Annotated in this window: 18 protein-coding genes; 8 read left to right on the forward strand and 10 right to left on the reverse strand. The window is 53.0% G+C overall.

From position 1 onward, the window contains the following. Window positions 1-144 precede the first annotated feature (144 nt). From BLQ88_RS27470 to BLQ88_RS27480, 3 genes are all read left to right on the forward strand, one after another. A complete protein-coding gene (locus BLQ88_RS27470; protein WP_090156222.1) occupies window positions 145-3117 on the forward strand; it encodes a glycosyltransferase family 117 protein in 2973 nt (990 codons plus the stop codon). Further along, window positions 3027-4817: an alpha-amylase family protein gene (locus BLQ88_RS27475; RefSeq protein ID WP_229212894.1), complete on the forward strand. Its 1791-nt coding sequence runs from the start codon at window positions 3027-3029 to the stop codon at window positions 4815-4817. Before BLQ88_RS27470 ends, BLQ88_RS27475 begins: the two co-directional genes overlap by 91 nt. A 111-nt stretch (window positions 4818-4928) precedes the next feature. Continuing rightward, a complete protein-coding gene (locus tag BLQ88_RS27480; RefSeq protein WP_090156223.1) occupies window positions 4929-6188 on the forward strand; it encodes an ankyrin repeat domain-containing protein in 1260 nt (419 codons plus the stop codon). Between the two features lie 76 nt (window positions 6189-6264). Here the strand turns inward: BLQ88_RS27480 and BLQ88_RS27485 are convergent, their stop codons facing one another. Beyond that, a complete protein-coding gene (locus tag BLQ88_RS27485) occupies window positions 6265-7851 on the reverse strand; it encodes a DUF4394 domain-containing protein (protein ID WP_090156224.1) in 1587 nt (528 codons plus the stop codon). Between the two features lie 388 nt (window positions 7852-8239). Between BLQ88_RS27485 and BLQ88_RS27490 the strand changes: the two genes are divergently transcribed. Continuing rightward, complete coding sequence (locus tag BLQ88_RS27490) at window positions 8240-9184, forward strand: hypothetical protein (protein WP_090156225.1); 945 nt, start codon at window positions 8240-8242, stop codon at window positions 9182-9184. Here BLQ88_RS27490 and BLQ88_RS27495 read toward each other — a convergent pair. Beyond that, entirely contained in the window at window positions 9159-9569 is a 411-nt protein-coding gene (locus BLQ88_RS27495; protein WP_090156226.1) for a winged helix-turn-helix transcriptional regulator, read from the reverse strand. The genes BLQ88_RS27490 and BLQ88_RS27495 overlap by 26 nt on opposite strands. Window positions 9570-9854: 285 nt before the next feature. Here BLQ88_RS27495 and BLQ88_RS36865 point away from each other — a divergent pair, with 285 nt between their 5' ends. Together BLQ88_RS36865 and BLQ88_RS27500 are read left to right on the forward strand one after the other, a co-directional pair. Then, window positions 9855-10061 carry a hypothetical protein gene (locus BLQ88_RS36865; protein WP_176885127.1) on the forward strand — a complete coding sequence of 69 codons (207 nt, stop codon included), beginning with the start codon at window positions 9855-9857 and terminating at the stop codon, window positions 10059-10061. Beyond that, window positions 10054-10461 carry a PIN domain-containing protein gene (locus BLQ88_RS27500; RefSeq protein ID WP_176885128.1) on the forward strand — a complete coding sequence of 136 codons (408 nt, stop codon included), beginning with the start codon at window positions 10054-10056 and terminating at the stop codon, window positions 10459-10461. Before BLQ88_RS36865 ends, BLQ88_RS27500 begins: the two co-directional genes overlap by 8 nt. Before the next feature lie 31 nt (window positions 10462-10492). On the opposite strand, the gene BLQ88_RS27505 is transcribed toward BLQ88_RS27500, so the two are convergent. The 7 genes from BLQ88_RS27505 to BLQ88_RS27535 all read right to left on the reverse strand — a co-directional run bounded on the left by BLQ88_RS27505 (window position 10493) and on the right by BLQ88_RS27535 (window position 21375). Then, window positions 10493-12661 (reverse strand): outer membrane protein assembly factor BamB family protein, encoded by a 2169-nt coding sequence (locus BLQ88_RS27505; protein WP_090156228.1) that lies wholly within the window; start codon window positions 12659-12661, stop codon window positions 10493-10495. Between the two features lie 86 nt (window positions 12662-12747). Continuing rightward, window positions 12748-13680: a DUF4380 domain-containing protein gene (locus BLQ88_RS27510; protein WP_090156229.1), complete on the reverse strand. Its 933-nt coding sequence runs from the start codon at window positions 13678-13680 to the stop codon at window positions 12748-12750. Window positions 13681-13686: 6 nt separating this feature from the next. After that, window positions 13687-15252: a RagB/SusD family nutrient uptake outer membrane protein gene (locus BLQ88_RS27515; protein WP_090156230.1), complete on the reverse strand. Its 1566-nt coding sequence runs from the start codon at window positions 15250-15252 to the stop codon at window positions 13687-13689. 33 nt (window positions 15253-15285) lie between these two features. After that, entirely contained in the window at window positions 15286-18783 is a 3498-nt protein-coding gene (locus BLQ88_RS27520) for a SusC/RagA family TonB-linked outer membrane protein (protein ID WP_090156231.1), read from the reverse strand. 4 nt (window positions 18784-18787) lie between these two features. Then, complete coding sequence (locus tag BLQ88_RS27525; protein WP_090156232.1) at window positions 18788-19774, reverse strand: FecR family protein; 987 nt, start codon at window positions 19772-19774, stop codon at window positions 18788-18790. A gap of 8 nt (window positions 19775-19782) precedes the next feature. After that, on the reverse strand, window positions 19783-20433 hold the full coding sequence (locus BLQ88_RS27530; protein WP_090156233.1) for an RNA polymerase sigma-70 factor: 651 nt from the start codon (window positions 20431-20433) through the stop codon (window positions 19783-19785). Between the two features lie 165 nt (window positions 20434-20598). Further along, on the reverse strand, window positions 20599-21375 hold the full coding sequence (locus BLQ88_RS27535) for a DUF899 domain-containing protein (RefSeq protein ID WP_090156234.1): 777 nt from the start codon (window positions 21373-21375) through the stop codon (window positions 20599-20601). Between the two features lie 164 nt (window positions 21376-21539). Here BLQ88_RS27535 and BLQ88_RS36870 point away from each other — a divergent pair, with 164 nt between their 5' ends. Together BLQ88_RS36870 and BLQ88_RS27555 are read left to right on the forward strand one after the other, a co-directional pair. Beyond that, window positions 21540-22133 (forward strand): hypothetical protein, encoded by a 594-nt coding sequence (locus BLQ88_RS36870; protein WP_176885129.1) that lies wholly within the window; start codon window positions 21540-21542, stop codon window positions 22131-22133. 749 nt (window positions 22134-22882) lie between these two features. Then, window positions 22883-23077: a hypothetical protein gene (locus BLQ88_RS27555; RefSeq protein WP_090156238.1), complete on the forward strand. Its 195-nt coding sequence runs from the start codon at window positions 22883-22885 to the stop codon at window positions 23075-23077. Between the two features lie 52 nt (window positions 23078-23129). Here the strand turns inward: BLQ88_RS27555 and BLQ88_RS27560 are convergent, their stop codons facing one another. Continuing rightward, the gene (locus BLQ88_RS27560; protein WP_090156239.1) at window positions 23130-23513 is read right to left on the reverse strand and encodes a hypothetical protein; all 384 of its coding nucleotides are present in this window, start codon (window positions 23511-23513) and stop codon (window positions 23130-23132) included. Window positions 23514-23623: the final 110 nt, after the last annotated feature.

Genomic DNA, 23623 nt, shown 5'->3' on the forward strand with positions numbered 1-23623 from the left:
TTTTCTGAAACAGGTAACCCGCTTGTTAAATAAAGTTAAAGTCTCATTATCAGGGGCTTTTGTTAACTTTTTTTAAGATGACGGGTGCCCGTTGCGGTGTCGTGTTGAATAGTTTTGGTGCTTCATCCAAAACACCTTCAAAACATGATATCCTTCAAGAAATGGAACGATCTGGCAGGGTGGGCCGTATTGGCCGCCAGCCTGATTACCTACGTCCTCACCATGGAGCGGACCGCCAGCTTCTGGGATTGCGGGGAGTTTATTGCCTGTGCATTCAAATTGCAGGTACCGCACCCGCCGGGCGCACCGCTTTTCCTGCTTATCGGGCGGCTTTTCGCATTACTCGCCCTCGGCGACCTCCTGAAAGTGGCCTATTGGGTCAACATGGTTTCTGTGCTGAGCAGCGCATTCACCATTTATTTCCTATTCAAAACGATCAGCCTGCTCGGATGGAAGCTGGTAGGCAAAAAGCCGGAGGAGGGTAATGGTACGGATGTATTGCTCGTGACCGGCGCCGCGGTCGTGGGTGCGCTCGCGTACGCGTGGTCCGATTCGTTCTGGTTTTCGGCTGTGGAGGCTGAGGTGTACGGATTGTCGTCGTTTTTTACGGCCATTGTGATTTGGGCGGTATTTAAATGGGAGGCCATTGACGATCCCGCTGCGGGCAACCGCTGGCTGATACTTACTGCCTACCTGGTAGGTCTGTCTATCGGTGTTCACCTCCTGAACCTCGTTACGATACCGGCATTGGCGCTGGTATATTATTTCAAAAAATACCCGAAACCTGGCTTTCTCGGCGCATCGATCGCCTTTCTGACAGGGCTTTTGATTCTCGGGATCATCAATGCCGGCATTATCCCTGGTTTGCCGGAACTCGCGGGGAAATTCGAGATATTCTTCGTGAACTCGCTGGGACTGCCTTACAACACGGGTATTGCATTCTTCACGGTCCTCTTTCTGGGCGGGCTGGTTTGGGGGATCCGGTATTCGCATCGGACCAACCGGGCGTTGCTTAATACCGGTCTGCTTTCGCTTGCGTTTATCCTTATAGGTTACGCTTCCTACGCGCTGGTGCTCGTGCGGTCGGGCTACAATACGCCTATCAATGAGAACAATCCCAGCGATGTCCTGCGGTTTGTGTATTATCTCAAAAGAGAACAATATGAGAGCCGTCCCCTGCTTTACGGCCCGTCTTTTGTATCCAGGCCCGTTAGTCAAAAGCGCGGCGCGCCGATATATGCCAAAAAGGATGGAAAATACGTGCTGATCGACTACAAACCGATATATGAATACGAACCGGGTAGTAATATGCTGTTGCCGAGGATGTACAGTTCGCAGCCCGGGCATCCGCAGCTTTACCAGCAAATGACCGGCGTGGCGCAGGGCCAGAAGCCCACCTTGAAGCACAACCTGACCTACCTGTTCTCCCATCAGCTCGGGCATATGTACTGGCGCTATTTCCTTTGGAATTTTGTCGGGCGGGAGAGCGACCGGGAGGGGGCGGGCATACTGCTTCCGTGGCAGACGAGCCAGTCGTTCCCGAAGAGCATCAGCCATAACCGCGGGCACAACAACTTTCTCATGCTGCCGTTCCTGCTAGGTATAGCTGGGATTATTTATATGTACTACTACCGGCGGAGAGACCTGCTCATTCTGGGTTTCCTGTTTGTATTAACGGGCGTCGCGCTGGTGATTTACCTCAATTCGCCGCCCACCGAACCGCGAGAGCGCGACTACATTTACGTGGGGTCCTTCTATATTTTTTCTATCTGGATCGGATTCGGCGTCATGGCGACGGCGAAATTTCTTGAAAAAGTTATTCAAAAACCTGCATTGCGTGCTGGAATCGCCGGCCTGGCCTGCTTTTCGGTGCCCGCGATCATGGTGGCCAAAGGCTGGGACAACCACGACAGGGCCGACCGCTACCACTCGGTGGATTTCGCACGCAACCTGCTCGCGTCCTGTGCGCCTAATGCAATCCTGTTCACAGGTGGTGATAACGACACTTTCCCGCTCTGGTATGTACAGGAGGTAGAGGGCTTCCGTACCGACGTGCGGGTGTGCGTGCAAACATTCCTCGGTGCGGATTGGTATATCCAGCAATTAAAAAGGAAGATTAACCAGTCGGAGGCATTGCCGCTGTCGCTCGATTCGAATAATTATCAATTGGGCAAAAACGAATACCTGCCGTTTTACGAAATACCGTCGGTAAAAGGCGGCATTAACCTGAAAGAATACCTCGAACTGATCCATCAGGACAATAAGGCCATTCAGGTACCGCTCACGAGCGGCGATCTGACTTCCATACTGCCGTCGGCAACGCTGTTCCTGCCCGTGGATACGCGCGAGGTGAAGAAGATGAACATCGTCAAAAGCGAGCTGACGCCTTACCTGAGCGATTCGATGAGCTGGAAAATAGGCGAAACCGACCTGCTGAAAGGTGATCTGGTGATGCTGGACATTATTTCGAGCAACAACTGGAAGCGGCCGGTGTATTTTTCGTCGACCATGGGTTCTTCGCACAACCTGGGCTTGCAGGAATATCTTCAACTCGAAGGTTACGCCTACCGCCTGCTGCCCGTGCGGGTGCCGGGCGCGTCGGATGGTTACGTCAATTCGGACATCATGTACGACAATATGATGAACAAAATGCAATGGCGGGAAATGAACAACCCAAATGTGTATTATGACGATACCTACCTCGGCTCGCCGGTGGTTTCGGCCCGGCTTTCTTTCCTGCGCCTCGCCCAGCAGCTGATCGCCGAGAACAGGATTGATAAAGCCCGGAAAGTGGTCGATAAGGCGATGGCGGTAATGCCGGACGATACCATTCCGTACGACCAGATTTCCGCGGGGTTCATCGGCACATTGTTTGATGTAGGCGAAAACAAAAAGGCGCTCGATTCCGCGCGTACAATGGCTATCCGTTCGGACGAAAATCTCTCTTGGATCAAGGACAAGGAAGGAGCGAGGAATCGGCGCGATGTGAACACCGACCTTTTTATCCTGCAAAATATCGTCCGGGAATGCCGCCGCGCGAAGCAGGACAAGGAAGCCGACCGTTTCGAAGCGATCTTCAAGAAACACCTGCTCGCATTCAATATGTACGGGGGATAGGGACTTTGGGCAAGAACCCCACGGTTGGCATTGCTTTTGTTAAGATCAAGAGCATTATCAACCTGGGGAATATGCTGGAAGAACTTTGGTATAAGAATGCCGTCATTTACAGCCTCGATTTAGAGACTTTCATGGACGGTAACAATGATGGTACGGGCGATTTCGAAGGGCTTTGCAACCGGCTCGACTATTTGCACGCATTGGGATTGGACACGATCTGGCTGGCGCCATTTCAGCCGACCCCGAATCGTGATAATGGCTATGATATCAGTGATTTTTACGGCGTCGACCCGCGGCATGGTTCCAGCGGCGATTTTGTGGATTTCATTCATAAAGCGCGCAAACTGGGCATTAAAGTAATCATCGATCTCGTCGTGAACCACACTTCCGACGAGCATCGATGGTTCAAAGAGTCAAGAAGTTCCAAAGACGATCCCAAAAGAGACTGGTACGTCTGGTCCGACAAGCGACCGAAGGGATGGAACAAGGGAATGGTTTTCCCGGGCGTGCAAAAGGCGACCTGGACCCGCGACAAGCAATCCGGCGCCTATTACTTTCACCGTTTTTATGAATTTCAGCCCGATCTGAACACCGATAATCCCGAGGTAAGGGCGGAAATCAACCGCATTATGGGTTACTGGCTGGAACTGGGTATAGCAGGCTTTCGCGTGGATGCCGTGCCGTTTATCCTCGAATCTCCCGCGCCCGACGGGAAGCAGTCTCCCCTTCATTTTGAATACCTCAAAGAAATGCGGCGGTTCCTGCAATGGCGGCGGGGGGATGCCGTGTTGCTGGGCGAAGCCAATGTACTTCCCGACGAAAGCAAGCAGTATTTCGGCGACGAAGGGGACGGCATTCACCTGATGTTTAATTTTTTTGTAAACCAATATACCTTCTACGCGCTCGCGACTGCCGACACGCGCCCTCTCATACGTGCGCTCGAAGCCACGCGCGAAAAATCGCCGGGTAGCCAATGGGCCTTTTTTCTCCGTAATCATGACGAACTGGACCTGGGCAGGCTCACCCCCGAGGAGCGGCAGGTCGTTTTTGACCGATTCGGGCCGGAAAAGCATATGCAACTCTACGATCGCGGTATCCGGCGACGGCTCTCACCCATGCTCGGCAACCGGCAGCAAACCGAGCTCGCTTACAGCCTGATGTTCTCGTTTCCCGGAACGCCGGTGATCCGTTACGGCGACGAAATCGGGATGGGCGATAACCTGGACCTGAAAGAGCGCGACGCTGTGCGTACGCCGATGCAGTGGACGGCCGAAATGCAGGGCGGGTTTTCAAAGGCTAAGAAACTGATCAATCCCGTGATCGAGGACGGGTACTATGCCTACGAGCACGTCAACGTCGAGCGCCAGCGGCGTGATGCGAACTCGCTGCTGAACTGGATGACGACGCTCATCCGGCTTCGGAAGGAATGCCCGGAGATCGGCTACGGCGACTGGGAAATCATGGAAACCGGGTATCCGGAAATCCTGGGAATGCGGTATTCGTGGAAGAGCCGGGTGTTGATGATCTGGCATAATTTCAGTGAAAAATCACTGGAACTGGTTGTGCCCGAGCGTCAGGCGGGTACCGGGCGGCTGATCGACCTGATGAACAATATCGAAAGCGTGCTCGATCATAAAGGCAGGCACACGATTACACTGGAAGCTTACGGCTATCGCTGGTTCAGGGCACGGCTGGAATAGCAACCCCGTAGTCCGGTCATCCCGGCCGGCTACGATCACGAACCTGGATTTTGTATTCTATTCAAAAACATACTACTTGTCTTATGTTTCAGCTGCTACCAAACCGAACTTATGAACACTACCGATATTATCCCTCTCACATCCGATCCGACCCCTGAATACTACGAAAAAAAGGCCGCTGCGCTGGCGGATTCCTGCCGGTCCGTTGATACGGACTCTGTCAAGCATATTCAAACATATCACCCTGAACCCGAAAGGCTTACGCAGCTTAATCGGCCCGATGCCAATTTCAGCCTCGACGACGCCCGTGCAGTGGTGGCCAGAGAGCACGGTTTCGTAGACTGGCCGACGTTCCTGCAACACATCGCCGACCTGAATGACCCCGCCTCGCCGGTTGCGAAATTCGAACAAGCGGTGGACGCCGTCGTGCAGGGAGATCTGCCCCTGTTGAAATCGCTTTTACAGGAAAATCCGGACATCGTATATGAGCGCTCGTCACGGGCGCACAGGGCTACGCTGCTGCATTACATTGCCGCCAACGGCACCGAGAATTTCAGGCAGGTTACCCCGCCGAATGCGCTTGAAATAGCCGAGACTTTACTCGCTGCCGGTGCTGTTCCCGACGCCCTGGCGGATACGTACGACACCAAATGGGGCACAACGCTCGAACTGCTCGTATCGAGCTTTCCGCCAAATCAGGCAGGCGTGCAAACGGCGCTGGCCGAAAAGCTGCTCGATTACGGAGCAGCCATAAACGGCGTCAGAAACAACGGTGGGCCGCTGCTAACGGCCATTTACTTCCATTATCCCAAAACTGCCGAAGCGCTTGTCGCAAGAGGCGCCAGGGTGGATAATGTAGTTACTGCCGGTGCAATGGGTAAAACCGCGCAGCTCGCCGGGTACATTAACGACGACGCAAAGCTGAAACCCGAGGCGCCCCTGGTGCATGTGGAATGGCTGAAAATCGCCAACACACCAGAAGCGAATCTGGCGCTTGCATTTGTGTGGGCTGCCATGCTTAACCGCGCCGAAACCGTTCGTTTCCTGCTCGAAAAAGGCGTAAGCCCGGCTTCCAAAGACCACCGGGACTGGACCGCATTGCATTGGGCCGGATACTTTGGCCACCCGGAAATCGTGGATTTGCTGCTCGCTCGCAAAGCACCGCTCGAAGCCCGCAACGAATTCGGCGGCACCGTACTCGACCAGACGCTCTGGGCCACCGCCCATGAAGGCGCCCGGCCGCATCATCTGGAAGTAGTCCAAAAGCTCGTCGACGCCGGAGCCAAAATCCACACCTGGTGGCTGCTGTCCGATCTGCACCCACCATTGCAGGAGAATGTAGCCCGGATTTTGCGGGAAAAAGTGCAGTGAAAGAGGGGAGTTCCTTAAAGCAAAGTCAGCCGCCCGGCAATGCCCGGACGGCTGACTTTGAAATACCTCAAAAACATCACAACCCAAATCCTACTGCCAGCCCTTTTACGGGGCCGCTGTATGGAAATTGATGGGTAGTAGCTCCGGTGGCCAGATTGACCGTGTAAAAACTGGTGTTGGCTCCGACGGTGAAAATGGCGTAGCCTTTGCCGGAAATGCTGCCGATATCGAAGCCGATGCCGGGATTTACGTCGATGCCGAGCGGTTTCGGGTCGGTTTGTACGCCGTTGTTCGGCGGGGTTTGTATGTAGAGCGTGTTGGATTGGCTGTCGATGTCGAATAGTGTGGTGGCAGTGGTGCCTGGGTAGCTGTTGGTATAGGCTACCGCCGTGATGAACGGAGTAGGGCCTGCCATACCAATTTTAAGCGGTTGATCTATCGTCGTAACACCGTTACTAACGTCGATGCGCAGGTTTTGTCCATTGTCGCTCACGACGCGCAGGCGGTCGGCTACGGGGTTGAAATCGACGCCGAAATAGGTGCCGCTGAGCATTACCGGCGTGTTGTCGCCCAGTTTCAGGCTTACCAGTTCGGTGGCAGTCCCATTGCCGAGGTCGATGCCGTAAATTTTGCTGTCGCTGCCCAATGCGTGGAGCCTGCCGTTGGCCGGGCGGATGTCGATGCCCTGCAATGTTACGCCCGGAATAGGCGGGATGTTTTTGGTGCCGTATTCCATGCCGTTTTCAGGATTGAAAATTTTCAGCATTCCCCCATCGGTCAATGCGTAGGCGACAGGGAGCGGTGGAATGGCGATGCCGGTGATGTTTACATTGGCGGGGAAATCGCCCAGCTTTTGGAGTTTCCCGGTAGCAAGGTCCACAAAATCCAGCTCCCATTTGTCGCCGAATTTGACAGAGGCAATCGGATAAACGTCGGACGGGTTCACGTCAGGGGAAATATCGAAACCGCCTACTTCCTGGATGTTCAGTCCCAGCGGGCCCACTGGTACCAAACCGCCGGGGTTGGGCGGATTTTGTATGTATAGCATATCGGTAGATGGATCGATGTCGTAAAGCGTCGTTCCTGCGCCCGCGGGGGCGGCTGTAACGCCCGCACGGCTGTTGGTATAAGCCACCGCGCCGATCATGGGGTTGGCATAGCCGTTCAATGGAGAGTCGCCCGGAACAATGGCGCCGGTTTCGGGATGGAGACGGAGGTTTTGCGCGGTACTCGTTACAACGCGTATACGGTCGACGGTCGGGTTAAAGTCAAAACCGACATGGCCGCTCAACGTGGCTGCGATGGGCATGTTCCCGATGCGGGTCGCTTTGCCTTCCTGGTCGCCGGTTTTGACATTCACATGGTAAAGGTTGTTCATCGAACCGATCCCATACAGCTGCCCGGTTGCCGGGCGGAAATCGATGCCTGTGAGCATTTCGCCCTGTTCGAGCCCGGTGATGGCAAATGAACGCAATGGCGCGGCTGTGTTTTTGATATTGATCTCGTGGAGCTGGTTGTTGTCGGACAGCGCGTAGAAAACCCGGTCGGGAAGCGATGGCCCGGAAGGCGGCACGCGGTGGTCTTCGCAGGAGTAAATCGAAAGGGAAAGGATGAAAGCTAAGGCAGCAACAAACGGCCGCAGGCGAGCGTCGAGTGATTTCATAGGAACGTCATTGAGTTATGTGGTTTGATAAACCACATACGTTACCAGCGCCCATTTGGATTGACCTTACAAAAACTTTCACATCTCAGGAGCGATACGGAGTATAGCTGTAAAGTTTTTAGTGCTTGCGTAGTCCGCATACCGCAAAAAAAGCAACTTCTGCCTTTAACTAGTCTTCTCGGGGGAGAAATAACGATAGCGTTACATTTAATTAATAATCAATTACTTAGTTTGAATCTCCGGGTAAAGGCAGAATGAATGGTAACATGCGGAGATTAACTTGAATTATCCTGCTAAAATGAAAATGACAAAGCCCGATAGGTGGACACCTTCATTCATAAATGATATATTGCCAGCAGTTAACTCAACGCTTCATAATTTTTTACACATGCTAACATACTCATTATCATCACTAAGGGTGGTGTTTTTCTTCGCTATGATCGCCGCCTCGACCGGCGCTGCCCGTTCCCAGGGTGCAAATGCCCTGAGCACTTATGAGCTGGTTCAGGATGGCGTCAACAACAGCTACCAGCAACCGGTACCCAAAGGGCCTACTTCCATTCCTCAGACCCTGGCTTTTTTTTACAACAAAAACGGGAGCACCGACGAGGGGATTTATTTCCAGAAACTGAAATCGGGGCTTTCGGTGACGTTTAGTTTCGACGACCAGACGTACATTAATGTGCCCCAGCACGTCACGGGAATGACTTTCGGCGCGGCGTCCGGCGCGAGCAGCACGCATGTGCGGTCTGTACCGGTGATCAATACCAATTACTATTATGCGGATACCGCCCGTAAGATCTTTACGGCGCATCCTGAGGGGCCGGTAGGAAGGGGTGTGAACCTGTTTATGAATGCCGGTTTACAGGTATTTCTTTCAGCGAAGCCTTTGCTTACTACCAATGCCGCCAAAAGCGATACCAGCCGGTACTATTATGGGAAATTGCGGATGAAATTCAATAAGCCCGTTAACGACCCGGTTATTTCGTTCATCGGCCTCGGCGCTACCACTAATTTCAGCGACAAGCGCCTCGGTTTCGCCACAGAACTCGAACTGCAAACGCCGTCGCTGGCAGTGACGAAGCTATCGGGCAACGACGAAATGCAGATCGATATGACGAAAACGAAGATCCTGCATTCCAAAACGCCCATTACCGGCAATTGCGACAATGGTGCTGCCTGCGGTAGCGTGCTCATCAAAGGCTCACAGATCAGTACGCTGGTATTCAACGTCTACCTGCGGCCCGATGGGGGCCCTGGCGTGTGGGGAACCGAAAAAGTGAGTAACTCGGGCGATATGTGGCACCTCACAGTATCTCTTCCAGAACAATAGCCGCTTCTTCCTCCGGTTTTTCCATGTGCATGATCCGCTGGCGGTGCATTTCGCCCCAGTTGATCAGCGATTCGATCACGGGCGACAAGGTATCACTGTAAGGCGTCAGCTCGTATTCGATGGATACTGGAAAATCGGTGTACACCTTTCTTATGACAAAGCCATTGATTTCCAGTTCTTTCAGCTCATTGGAAAGAACCCTTGCGGATATCCCGCTAATGGCCCGTTGAAGGTCGTTGAAACGTTTATGCCCTTCCGAAAGCGCGATGATGATGCGCAACCTCCATTTGCCGCCGATTACATATAATGCATCGCCCGCCGCATTCAGCTTGCTCATGCATTGCGCGCGACTGGGCCTGGGGCCGTTGTGATTAGTAAATGCCATGTTGATGTTTGCTAACCAAAAGGCTATTACTAACCTTTTGTGTATTACTATCATTTGTATAGTAAAAGTAGGTAGTTTTAGCAAGAATTCAAACAACAAGGAATCAAAAAGCCGATCGTCGCATTACTGAATGATGCATTTGTAGTTTTGATTCGCACAACAACCGTTGATAACTGATCCGGTTACTTTGCACATTAGTGGCTTGAAACGGGTGTAGAACTCGAACAGGAGTGGATTTTATTGGTTAAATTTGAGATAGTTGTTTTAAACAAATACTATCACACCATGGTAAGGACGACTGTCAGACCTGACAAACCTTCGATTTCATTTGATATTCCCGAAAAATATATCGGGAAGGAGATCGAAGTGATTGCATTTGAAAAAGATGAGGCTGCGAACGTGCAACGTCCTAAAAGGGAGATTGTTACGTTTGATGCGGTTTCGATCGATACGCGCGGCTACAAGTTTAACCGGGACGAGGCCAATGAATGAACGGGTATTTTTGGATAGCAATATTCTGATTTACTCCTATTCGAGTACTGAATTGAAAAAGCAAAACGCGGCGAGAATGCTGGTGGCCGAGAACGAATCTTTTATCAGCACACAGGTCTTGAATGAGCTTTGCAACATTCTTTTGAAGAAATTCGGTTATGGGCAACTCGAAGCGAAGCATGCCGTTGAGGAAAATTGCACTAACAATTCGCTTTTTACTATTCAGAGAGAAACGGTTTTACAGGCTTGCGAAATTGCCGCTCGGTACAAATTTTCGTTTTATGACAGCCTGATTGTCTCCGCTGCGCTGCAATGCGGCTGCGGGATTCTTTTCACCGAAGATATGCAGGACGGCCAGGTGATAGACGACCAGCTTCTGATCAGAAATCCATTTTTGTAACGCCCCGGATAGCCCCGGGGCCTTATCATTATCAAGGCAACCTGAACGCCATCACCGATCCCGACGGGTTCTCTTTCGTGCCGCCCACCGACAGCGCCACATATTGCTTGCCGCCGCTCATGTAGGTGCAGGCGGTGGCGTTGGCGACGCCCGGGAGGGTGGTGTGCCAGATCAGTTTGCCGGTCTTTTTTTCGAATGCGCGAAGTTTGCGGTCTTGGGTGCCGCTAATGAAAATGAGGCCTCCGGCGGTGACGATCGGGCCTGCGGAACCTTCCTGGCCGGTTTCGGGAGCGTCGTTTTCCTGGCGTTTCTCATCGTTTCCGAGCGTTACTTGCCATTCGTAGTCGCCGGTGCTGAGGTTGATCGCATTGAGCGTTCCCCACGGCGGGCGCAATGCGGGGTTGCCCTGCGGGTCGCGGAAATGGCCGTAAGCGGTAAGGTTCAAGTATTTATCGGCTCCTTTTAGGGTCTGGCCGGTTTCCTGCTTGGTTACTTTGTCGGAATTTTGCGGGCGGTCGTAGAGGAATGCGATGATGCCTTTTTCTTTCCCCTTAATGGCCGAAGCGAATGCAGGCATTTTGCCGCCGCCTTTTTTGATCTTGTCGAGCGCGGCCTCGCGCGTCATGCGGTTGCGCAGGCCGATCAGCGAAGGATAGTTTGGTTCGTCGCCGTTTTTATCCTTACCATGGCAGGCCACGCAGTAGGTCATATACAAAGTTTTTCCCTGGTCGAAAACAGTCTGGTCTTTCGCTTCCTGGTCCAAATCGACCTTCTTCATCGACTGGATTTCAGGGGAATCATTGGATTTAACAAAAAGCACCGTGGAAGCAGGGTCGTAGGCCGCACCGCCCCATTCGGCACCGCCGCGTGTGCCCGGGAGCATCAATGTGCCCTTGAGATCCGGTGGGGTAAAGAGCCCTTCATACCGCATCGAACGGAATTTCTTCACGATCGAATCATGCCCCGCGTCGGTGTAATGCGTAAGGTCGGCTTCGGTCATCCATTGCCGGGCAAATGGCTTGGGTTTCAATGGGAAAGGCTGGGTAGGAGAGGCATACTCGCCGGGGATATTGGAAGCGGGCACTTTCCGTTCCTCTATCGGGAATAGCGGCTCGCCGGTTTCGCGGTTGAAAACAAACACAAACCCATGCTTCGTAACCTGCGCTACGGCGTCGATGTTTTTGTCGTCACGCCTGACAGTCACCAGGTTAGGCGGTGCGGGCAGGTCGTAATCCCAAAGATCGTGGTGCACGAGCTGGTAATGCCAGATATACTTGCCCGTGGCGGCATCCAGCGCTACCACGCTGTTGCCATAGAGGTTATCACCCTTACGGTCGGCCCCGTAGAAGTCGTAGGAAGGCGAGCCCAGTGCCAGGAACACAATGCCGCGACGGGTGTCCAGGCTCATTCCGGCCCAGTCGTTCACGCCGCCGGCATATTTGTAGGCATCTTTCGGCCAGCTTTCGTAGCCGGGCTCACCGGGTAGCGGAATGGTGTGGAAAGTCCATTCGAGCTTGCCGGTTTTGCAATTGTAGGCGCGGATATAGCCGGGCTGTGCGCCGTACAGTTCGGAAACTTCGGCACCCATTATGAGCAGGTCTTTGAACACGATGCCGGGTGAAGTAGGTATTACCGAAATCGTCGCAGGGTCGTCGCGAAGGCCTACATTCATACTTACGCGCCCGTTTTCTCCGAATCCGGGAATTGGTTTGCCGGTCCGCGCATCGAGTGCGAAGAGGTTATCGCCGCCGGTGAAGAGAATGCGTTTGTCCGATCCATTTTCCCAATAGGTAACCCCGCGGCTCACACCTCCGCCTTCCGCGCCGTCAAACGGGTCGAACTGCCAGAGTTGCTCGCCGGTTTCGGCATCGATGGCGTAGGCCCAATGCTTGGCTGAGGTGGTATACATCACGCCGTCGACGATGATCGGGTTGCATTCGCTGCTTCCGCCGCGGCTGCCGGCCTTCATATCCGAGTAGGAATGCGTCCAGGCAAGCTGCAAATTGCGCACATTGGTGGTATTGATCTGATCGAGCCGCGAATAGCTGGTGCTCTCGGCATCGGCCTTGTAAATGCTCCACGAACGGTCGTCGCCCTCGCGGGTCTGGTAGGCGACAAGCCCCAGAAAGGCAGCGACGACGGGGATCAGGACGGTTTTCTTTTGAAAAGGTGGTTTTAGAAATTGGTTAATTCCAATCATAAAAAGTTGAGGTTCTGCTTCTCGAATAAGGGATTAGGGATCGTTTGCAGCATGGCTGCGAATGTCAGATAAAGTAACCGAACGAGTTATTTTACTACTTTACGGACGTAGTCGACCAGGCTGCGGCTGCCAGGCGACGGGTCGATGCCGGCGGGTAGTTTTCTCAGAAACCAGGTCGTAATCCAACCGAATGAGGCACCGGGTTTCAGCGCGGTATATGCGCCCTGATGTTCTATTTCGACATATCCCGGATTGGTCGCGGTCACTTCGCTGGCGAAGAGCTCAACTTCACCTTCTTTGGGCGCGGTTTGCTCCGGTGTAATGTCCGGAAACTTTTTGATCAGTATCCGGTCGCCATTCAGTTGCGCAAGCCAGCCTTCGGCGCCGTCGGCGTAAATCTGCCGGTCGCCTTTTACAGGTAATTTTTCTTTTTGATACACATACCAAAAAATACCATCGCTAACGGACGTCGAACTTAGCAAACCGCCACGGGCATTGTCTTTTCCTTTTGGAAAAAATGCGGTCCCGCCTGTATGTACACGCGTGACTTCCCAGGGCGCGACGCGCTGCTCGCGATCCGACTCGTTCCGAATGGTGAATTTCAGGTTGAATGACTGGTTATCCGCATTGCTGGAAATTTCCTTGATCACAACTATTCCGCTTTTCCGGTCCTTCATACTTGTGAGCACTACCGCATTACCCTGTACTTTCGCCTGGTACGGCTTGTTGTCGATTTCCGGCGAGGGCGGCCAGTTCCAGTCGCTCTGCGGACTCAGCCAGAATGTCGATCCCCAGTTGAAATCGTTCACGGTGCTGTCGGTCAGAAAGTCCGTTCCGTCCATTGTCAGCGAAGTAATGCGTCCACCTTTCGCCGGGTCGATTTTCATCACCTGCCCATTCAAAGTGACGGAATACCGCCCGTTGGCAGTTTCAGGTACCACACTTTTTTGTCCAAAAGATGCCAGGCATGCCGCCAAACAGTAGCATGCCGCCATGAAACCAATTTTGAATGCTGTCATCACCGGCTAGTTCCAGTCGTTAGCGACATCCGCGGCGAGCGCCTGATTGGAATTCCTTTCCGCAATCGGAATGGGCAGCAGCACGTGCTTGTCGAGGAACGGCTCCTGGCCGGGCCCCGCCGGGTGTTCGGTATTGAGCGTTTCCTTGGCAATGCCCCAGCGAATGAGGTCAAACCAGCGCGATTGTTCACCCGCCAGCTCGATCCGGCGTTCACGGCGTAATGCGGTGCGCGCGTCGGCCTGGCTCAGCGACGACGGGTAGTTTTTCGCCTTCACGCTCGGCCGGTTGCGCACCTGGTTGATATACGAAGTGCCTTTGGCGATGTCGCGCGAGGCTTTTTCAATATGGCTTTCCGCGAGCATAAGGAGCACATCCGCATAGCGCATGACGTGCGTGTTGATGCCGCTCATGGGCGCCTCCGTGTATTTCTGAAACTCGTAGGGCTCGTATTTGCGGTACCGGTTGCTGTAAAAATCAAACGGGAACGGGATCGCGCCGGCTGAGCAATGGTCGCAGTATTCGGTGTCGCCTCCGTTGGCTTTGCTGCCGTAGAAGGTCAGGGCTGCCCGCGGGTCAAGGTAGCCTGCGGCGCCCGTTGCAGGTTCGTTGTATTTGTGGGCGGCTACGAGCGCATTGGAAATGGTCACGTTTTCCCAGTCGTTGAAACCGTATTCTTGCGCACGGCCGGTGTGGAAAGTCTTGCCGTCTTCGCCTTCCCAGCCGCCAAACATATAGTATTGGGTGTTGGAAGTGGTATAAGTATGGTTTACGGCAAACAGCACCTCGGGTGTATTGATATTATCTTCCCCAAACAAATGGTCATAGCTGGGGTCCAATGCGTAGGTAAATGGCGCGGCGGTGAGTTTGGTCAGCTCGGTAATGGCCTGGTCGTATTTTTTCTGGAACAAATAGGTCCGGCCGAGGAAGCCGATTGCGGCGCCTTTGGTAGCGCGTCCCTTCTGATCGGCGGGATATTCTACCGGCAGATCCGGGGCGGCAAGGCTAAATTCGCTTTCTACCACTTTCCAGAGCTCTTCCACGGAAGCCCGCGGACTGGAATTCGTTTTGGAATCATCATAAGTCATTTTCAGCGGCACGCGGCCCCAGTTGGTTACGAGGTTGAAATAGGCGAAACCACGCAGCCAATGCGCTTCGGCAATGTATTGTTTCTTCAAAGTTTCTTCCGAAGCGTCGGCGGGCTGCCAGGTTTCCATGACTTTCAATGCAAGATTGGCCCGGAAAACCATCCGGTAAAGCGATGACCAGAGGCCTACGATGTCCTCATTATTATTGGTAAAACTGTAATCGGTGAGTTGCAGCTCTGTACCCACCAATGCGCTGGAACGCTCGGCTTCATTGGCCAGCAGGTCGAAAATAAAATACCATTCCCGCGACATCATGCCCATGTGGCTGAACACCGTGTAGGTGGCGATGATGGCCTCGTTGAACTGCGTTTTGGTCTTGAAATAGGTTTCGTCGGTATAGGTATTCTCGTTCTTGACGTCGAGCAGGCTGTCGCTGCAAGCGGTAAGAAGCATTGCTGTGCACAGAAATAGCTTAATCCTTTTCATGTCTTTCTGTTTAAAGAAGCTTTGAATGTTTGTCTAGAACCCGAGTTGCAAGCCGAGCATGAATGTGCGTGGCTGCGGTACCTGGCCGGTATCGATGCCCCTTCCGAAAATGAAGCTGCCGCTGCCGGTCACCTCGGGGTCGTAACCCGAGTAGTTGGTGAATGTGAACAGGTTCTGCGCGGTGAGGTACACGCGGAGGCTGGAAACAATGCTGGCCGTCGCCGGTTTGATCTTCGCGCCCGGGACGGTGTACCCGAGCGTCACGTTACGTACACGTGCGTAGGCACCATTTTCGACATACCATGATGAGTTGCGGAGATTGGCGGCCGTACCGTAGTTCTGTCCCGCGCGGGCGATGTCGGTAATGTCGCCCGGTTTTTGCCAGCGGTTCAGCACGGTGGTTTTGGTATTGAATGGCAGGGCTACGCCTTCCAGGTAGTATTTGGTACCATTGATAATGTCGATGCCGGCTACGCCCTGCAATGTCGCCATGAAGTCGAAATTCTTATAATTCAGGTTGACGTCCACGCCGTAAGTCAGTTTGGGAATAGGGCTGCCGAGGAAAGTCTGGTCGGTGAGGGTAACCTGCCCGTCGCCGTCGACATCCTGGAAAATGCGGTCACCTGGAAGCAAGCCGGCCTGATACACGGCATTCGGGTCACCGGTTTTTTGCCGCGCCAGGGCATTGTACTTTTCGATATCCGCATTGTCGATCGCCACGTGGTCGTATTTATAGCCGTAAAAAGCGCCGATCGGATTGCCTACTTCGGTGCGCGACATGGCCGGGACGGAGTAGAATGCCCCTGCAATGATGGGAACGGCACCCTGGGTACCCAATGAGGTAACCTGGTTTTTGTTGTAAGCGCCATTGACATTAATGCTGTAACGGAGGTCTTTACTGGTGCCATTGTAGCCCAATGTCAATTCAAACCCCTTGTTGAATGCGGATGCCGCGTTGATCAGTTGGCTGGCCGAAGCGCCGCTCACGCCGCCGTAGCCAGTCGATAATGCTACCGGTACTTCCACGAGCAGATCCTTGTTCTTGCGGTTGTAATAACCCGCGCTCACACTGAAATGGTTGTGAAAAAATGTCGCGTCGAGGCCGACGTCGATGGTGGATGTTTCTTCCCATTTGAGGTTAGGCGTCGAGGGTACCGTCACCGTGGCGCCGTTTACCAGCGTTTCATTCGGTCCGAGCGGGTACACCACGCTGTTGCCGGAGCCCGTCCAGACGGTCGATTGATAGGAGAAGCCTGCGATGTTCGAATTGCCGGTTTTACCCCAGCTGGTCCGCAGTTTCAGGTCGGAAATGAACGGGATGTTTTTCATGAATGCCTCGTCCGAAATGCGCCATCCCAAACCGGCCGATGGAAAGTAGCCGACGCGGTTGTCCTTGCTGAAAAGCGAAGTGGCATCCCGGCGTCCGGTGAGCGTGAGAATGTATTTTTCTTTGAAATTATAATTCACACGGGCGAAATAGGAGATAAAGCGCGAGTTGGAATTGGCGGCCCCCGAGCTGAAATTCACCGTTTTAGCCACGCCGATCTGGTGGATTTCGGTATTGGCGAAATTGCTCCCCACCAGGTTCACCGACCTCGACAAATAGCCGTCGCGGTAGGAATTACCGGCCGTGAGGGTCAGCCCGTGGTTTTTGAATTGTTTGTTGTAGGTAAAATAATTTTCAAGAATGTAGCTCAGGTTGTACCCGTAACCCTCCGAAATCTGGCTTTGCGTAACCAGCTGGTTGCCGGCGTAGGTGGGGTTATAAGAGTAGTTCTGGTTAAAATTGTAAGTGCCCCCGAACTGCGTGCGGAACCGCAGGCCTTCGATGATATCGAGCTCGCCGTAGAGTTGCAGGTAGTTGTTCAGGTTGCGGTTCTTGGTGTCGTAAAGGTTAGGAATAATCAGCGGATTCTGAGAGTCGTTGCCATCCTTGGCGCTGGTGGCGATGCCGTAGCCGCCGAGGAGGTTGGTAGGGTCGTAAACCGAAATGTAGGGCGGCATGCGAAGGCCGTTCAGGATGTTGGCGGTATTGCCGTCGGATACCTGGTAGCGGATATTGAGCTGCTGGCCCAGTTTAATGCGTTTGCCGATAAATTCTTCGAGATTGAAACGAAAGTTGGCCCTTGTGAAATTGAGGTCCACGACCTGGCTTTCCTGTTTGGTATAACCGGTTGAAAAACTGTAAGTAACATGCTCGGTGCCGCCGCCGATGTTGATATGGTGCTCGGTCATTTTCGCGGTGCGGAACATTTCCTTTTGCCAGTCGGTCTTGGTGATGTTGGCTTCCGGTGTGGCCAGGCGTGGCGGGAGTGGCTGACCGTAATTGGTGTACCATTCTTTCACGAGGTCGGTGTACTGCTGCGCATTGAGCATATCGAACTGTTTCCACGGTTTGGAAATGCCCACATAGCCATTGTAGGTGACCCGCGGCTTGCCGGTTTTGGGCAAACGGGTGGTCACTACTACTACGCCGTTGGCTCCCTGCGCACCGTAAATGGCTACGGAAGAAGCGTCTTTCAGCACGCTGATGTACTCGATGTCGTAGGGACTGAGCGAGTTGAACATCGTGGCGTCGCTCTGGATACCGTCGATGACGTAGAGCGGGGCGGCGCTGGTGAAAGAGCCGGTCCCGCGCACGACGATCTGCGCACCGGCACCGGGCACGCCGCTGTTGTTGACCACCTGCACGCCTGCAATCTTACCCTGTAACAGCTGGGAAGTATTGCTCACGCCCACATCCCCGAAGTTTTTCCGGCTCAGCACGCCCACCGACCCGACGAGGTCCTTTCGCGATTGCTCGCCGTAACCTACCACCACAAGCTCGTCCAGCGCATTCACATTTTCGACCATTACAATGTCCAGGGTAGTGCGGTTACCCACCACTACTTCCTGGCTGGCGAAACCCACAAAGCTGAAAATCAATGCCGAGCTGGCGTCGTCCACGGTCACCTGGTAATCCCCGGAAGCGTCGGTGGTGACGCCCCGGTTGGTACCTTTTACGACAATGCTCACGCCGGGCAAGCCATCTCCCTTGGCGTCGAATACCCTGCCTTTCACCGAAATAGCCGCGATTTGCACTCCCGTTACCGAGGGCTGCGCGCTGGTAGACGCGGATGTCCCGGCCAGGGGCGTCAGCTGCATTACTTCGCTGGTGTGGGATTGTTCGGCAGGCGATTTGCGGGCTTGTTTCCTGATAATCAGGTAGGTGCCTTTCCTCGACTTCCTGAATTCCAGGTTGTTGGGACTCAGCAGCGATTCCAGCTTTTTCTCGAATTTGACATTCCCCGCTTCGGGTACCACCGCGATCGAAATGCCTTGCACGGTGGATTCTTCGAATACAATGTTGACCTGATACTTTTTGCCCAGTTCGAGGAGTGCTTCTTTCAGCTTTTGGGTCTCGGGGCCGGTTTGCCGGTCCTGATAGAGGCGGGCAGGCTGCACAAAAGCGACATTTTGTGCAATTGCCTCCCTGCCCATCAGCAGCGCGATTAGTGCCAGCCCTGATTTGGTAAGTAATTGATTCGACATATTATTAAGGTTTAGGAATAGCTAGCTCAATGTGGTCTTCTTTCTGGATGACCTCTATTTGCATGAGTTCGGACAAAATCTGCAACAAATCGTCCACCTGATCGGCCTTGTAAATACCGCCGATCCTTCGCTGCGCCAGTAACGTGTCCGCTATACGTACCTGCATACCGAACTGCTCGCTGATTTGCAGCGCCACGTCCGACAGTAATGTGTTGTTGAAATAGAAAGTCTGCTCTTTCCAGGCTGTATAAGGCCGGGTGTCGGCCGGGGCCGTCATTTTGTAAGAACCATTTTTACCGGAAACAAACAGATTTCCGGGTTTCATGTAGATCTGCCGGCCCTCGGGTAGGCCGAGTTTTACCTTGCCTTCTTTGAGAAATACCCGCTTCCCGCGTGCCCGCGAGAATGCGACGAACTCGGTACCGAGTACTTCGATCCGGTAACGGTCGCCCATTTTGACGACGAAACGGTCGTTGTTGCGGGTGTGCGTCACTTTGAACTGCGCTTCGCCGTCCAGAAAAACTTCCCGCGCATTACCCAAAAACGTGAACCGGGGTACAAGCAATCTCGAATTGGCATTCAAAAGCACTTCGGTCCCTTCGCTAAGGCGATGGGTTACCCGCTTCCCCGGGCCCGAATCCAGTGATTTGTAGAGGATTTGCTTCTGAAATGCGAGACCAACAGCCACCAGCGATATTACGGCCGCCAGCCAGAGCCATTGGCGCTTCCGTAACGGCCTTTCTTGCTCCGTTTCGGGGGTGTACGCGTCCGTTTTGTCGGCTCCCGCCAGTACCGAGCGGAAACTTTCGAGCGCGGTTTCCTTATCGGGGCCGAATTGCGGACGTTCACTTTCCCATTCGTCGAGGTATCGGTAGAAAAGCTCCTGGTTAGGCTCCTCCGTCAGCCATTCCTCGATCATTTTTCGCTGAATGGACGTTGTTTTTCCCTCAAAAAAGTCAAATAGCAGTAATCGGATCACAGATTCCTTCATGGTGTGTATCAGCAGAAAAAGAGCATAATGAACAGGACCCAATGCGCGGACAATTCCTTGCGCAGGCGGCTGAGCGCCCGGCTGACGAGTGCTTCCACCGCCTTGGCGCTGATCTTCATTTCCTGCGCTATCTCGTCGTATTTTTTTCCTTCGACACGCTTCAGAATGTAGGCGCGGCGGCATTGCGCAGGCAGTTCGCGGATGATGAGCTCGATTTTCTGGTGGAGCTCGGAGTATTGCAGTACCTCGTGCGGGCTAGGGCTTTCGGAAAGGTGAACGGGCTCTTCGGCGGAATGCTGAAAGCGTACCTGCCATTTGAGGTAATTATAAGCCCGGTGACGAACCGATTTGTAGAGATATGCCCGGTAGGAAGTAGTTACCTGCCGGTAGGTTTGGTTTTGCCAGAAGGTGGTGAAAATTTCCGAGACAATGTCTTCGGCTACTTCCCTGGAATGGACGAAGCGGATCGTGTGGTTGCACAGGTTCACATAATAACGCCGGAAAAGCAGCTCGCAGCCTTTCTCCGGATCTTCGGCAAATTGCCTGCGCAAGAGCCATTCGTCATCGGGAACGATGGCCTCTGACTTGGCGTGGTCGCGGTTTTCCGGGTGCTGACCGGGAAAATCTTCTTCCAGTGGGTTAAGCGGAAAAGCAGTCATCAGTCGGGCGTCAAAAGGGCTGACTTAGAATTACCCCCACCAGACAATTAAAGACTACTTTTCCCTATGTTGCGAATAAAAAAATTATAAATCTTGATCAGGCCGAATATAATAATACGAAAAAAGATAAATGCAAAATATCTGAACAGGCGCGGAATGCTGCTGCTAATGGCAGCAACTGCCCGCATCGTCTTTGAAATTTTCGTATTTGTCATGATGGCGCATCCAATCCATGATACCGTCTTCATTTCTGCCTTTGGGCGTTAGATCCAGGTAATTGTGCGCGCCGATGAGGATGTCGCCGCCGCGTGAATAGCTGGAATAAGTGTGGAAAATGTTACCTGTCCGGTCTTTGTAGAACACGCTGGTCCCCGGCGATTCGGTGCCTTCATCGTGCTGGGCATATTCGAAATTGTAGTAGATCGTGCCGTTTTTGAGCTGCTCGGCGGTAAATGAAACGTGGTAATCATAGTTGAAATCGCTGCCATTCGACGACACCCAGTTGAATTTCCATCCCATTCGCTTTTTGAATGCCAGCAGCTTTTCCAGGGGCGCCCGGGATACCACTACCACCGACACATCGTGGTGCTGCAAATGGAGATTGGCGCCGTCGATATGGTCGGCCAGGAACGAACAGCCCGGGCAACCTTCTTCCCATTCCGGGGCAAACATGAAGTGGTAAACGATGAGCTGGCTCTTGCCATAGAAAAGGTCTGATAGCCAGGCTTTTCCCTCCGTGCTTTCAAAAACGTAGGATTTATCGACCTTTACCCACGGCAATGCGCGCCGCTGACGGGCGAGTTCGTCGTTCAGCCGGGTGAGCTCCTTTTCCTTTTTGAGCAGGTCTTTCCGCGCTTTGGTCCATTCTTCCTCCGATACGACCCGGTGCGTTGCGAGGCTTTCTTCCAAGCGGCCGGCCATGCTTTCCAATTGTTTTTCCATTGGTGTCTGGATTTAGTTTATACAAAACTCCCGAAAAAAACAGGGAAACAACGCGTGTAAAAACGTCTATTTAAGGGGGTGTTTGAGACATATTCGTTTCTGGTACGATTCTTTTCTAATCTGACCACATAATTGAAATATTCATCAACCAAACATACATTGTCATGAAGCCTTTGAAGTTGAATATCATTGCGTTAGCTATTTTAGGCAGTGCCGCATTGGGCACCGGTGCCGCTTTTGCGCAGACAACCACACCCGCGACCACGCCTTCGAGCACACAGCCCGCTACGGTTCCAAGCACAACACAGCCATCGACCTACCCGGGCAATACCACGCAACCGAAAACCGTTCCCGGTGCCACCGTTCAGCCGTCGCAACTCCCCGGAGGAGTGAGGCCCGGCAGCACCACTACGTCGCCGAGTGGTACCACGCAACCATCGACCGTGCCCAATAGCACCGTCCCAAGCAGCACCACGCAGCCATCGACCGTGCCATCCAGCACCGTCCCAGGCAGCGTAACGACGCCAGGCTCTACCACGCAGCCATCGACAGTTCCCGTAACCCCGACCGACCCGAACGCCGTTCCGCGCACAACCACTCCGGGCAATCTGCAACAAGGCACAAACCCGAACAATAGCAACGTACCAAGAAGCACCATTCCGGGCGCAACAACCAGTCCGTCACAAGTGCCGCAAAGTACGACCGTACCGTCGTCGACCGTGCCAGGTAGCTCCACCACACCGGGAAGGATTCCATGAGGTGGTTTCGAAAGTAGAATGTTAATAGTAAAAGGATAGAAGAGAGCCGGGCATTTTTGGATGTCCGGCTTTATTCATGGCATTCAAATTCTGTTGTCGTAGGAGGATGGCCTTTGGATATAAGCTCGTCGCGTATATCAACAAATGCATCTTTGATAGTTACAATATCAGGTGAAGTGGGTGGGACAAACATACAGACATAAACGCTTGCAGATTCATCTTCCGAAGGAATGCTCAATGACATCCTCGTAACATGCAGTCGGAAAATCTCGCAAAACTCTTTAAACCACTTGCTGAAAATGACTTTTCGATGACGCGGCCTGCGATCCCGGGTATCCGAACATAACCAGTATCGATCTTCTGGGAAATTGGTAGGAAACCTCTTCATTGAATCCGGTTTCCCGATAGCTATAAGGCCTTAACGAATTTAATCCCTCGTGCATGTAATTGTTCTCCGGATATTTCGCCGTCAAAGAACCGGTTTACAGCCTCCTTATCATCCCTCATTTTCTGGATGATTCGCTGAAAATTGATCTTTTTTTCGAATGCAGTGGGTGCCTGCGGGATGACGGCTGGTTTCTTCATAAAAGTTAGATTTAGATGCCGAATTTCGGCTAACGATGGAGAAACGTTCCGGAAATGCTTGGTTACAGCGGGTTTCCGGGTTAAATATATGTAAAACTTCGTTCTTTCGGTGAACCCTGGCATAATTTTAAAACCACTTCTCAACCTAAAAACCAAACCAAAACATGCCAAGCATAACAAATCGTGATGAGACGGGCCGGCTGGAACCGGGAGTGGTTCTGACGGTGTCGGGGACGGAGTCGGAAAATGATGCGGTACTTGCGATCGAGAATTTTCTTCGTGTGAACCAGAAAGAGCATCTCGAACTGGCGGTGCCGGAGAAATGCGAGAATGGTACTTATGAGGTGCGGCTGGAATAGGGGGCGGGCAAGAGGTTACCGGTTTTGTGTGGAATACCGGGTGTTAGCGCTATTAAGACTTGGGGTTATCCCTGAATGCAGATTCGATCTGCTCTTTTTCCTGCTCCATCGCCTCGAATTCTTTCGCAGGGTTAAACCAGTTGCTGCCCGAAACGTTGGCGATGGCAACCACCTTGCCGTGCTGTATTTCGACCAGGACCTTAGAGCTTTTTAGCTGATCCCAGTTATCGACGTGACAGATTTCCATGCATCTGAAAAGAAACCGGCCGAGATACGGGGCGTCCGCGGACCCGCCGCCATTCATGCCGGATACAAAAACGTCGCGCCCGCCAAATGTATATTTTACTCCTTTCAGGTTCAATTCCAGCTCGGCCGTAACATATAATCGCCGGTGGGTATATATATGTACCGCCTTGATCGTTCCGATTTCCATCATGAGTTCCCTTTGATGTAGGACAGATCGAGCACCAAAATTATGCCGATGTGCCCTATTTGAATATTAAATAACGTTGGTTGGCGGTATTGCACCGTTTGAACGGCAATATA

The sequence above is a fragment of the Dyadobacter soli genome (assembly GCF_900101885.1).
Taxonomy (GTDB): Bacteria; Bacteroidota; Bacteroidia; order Cytophagales; family Spirosomataceae; genus Dyadobacter; species Dyadobacter soli.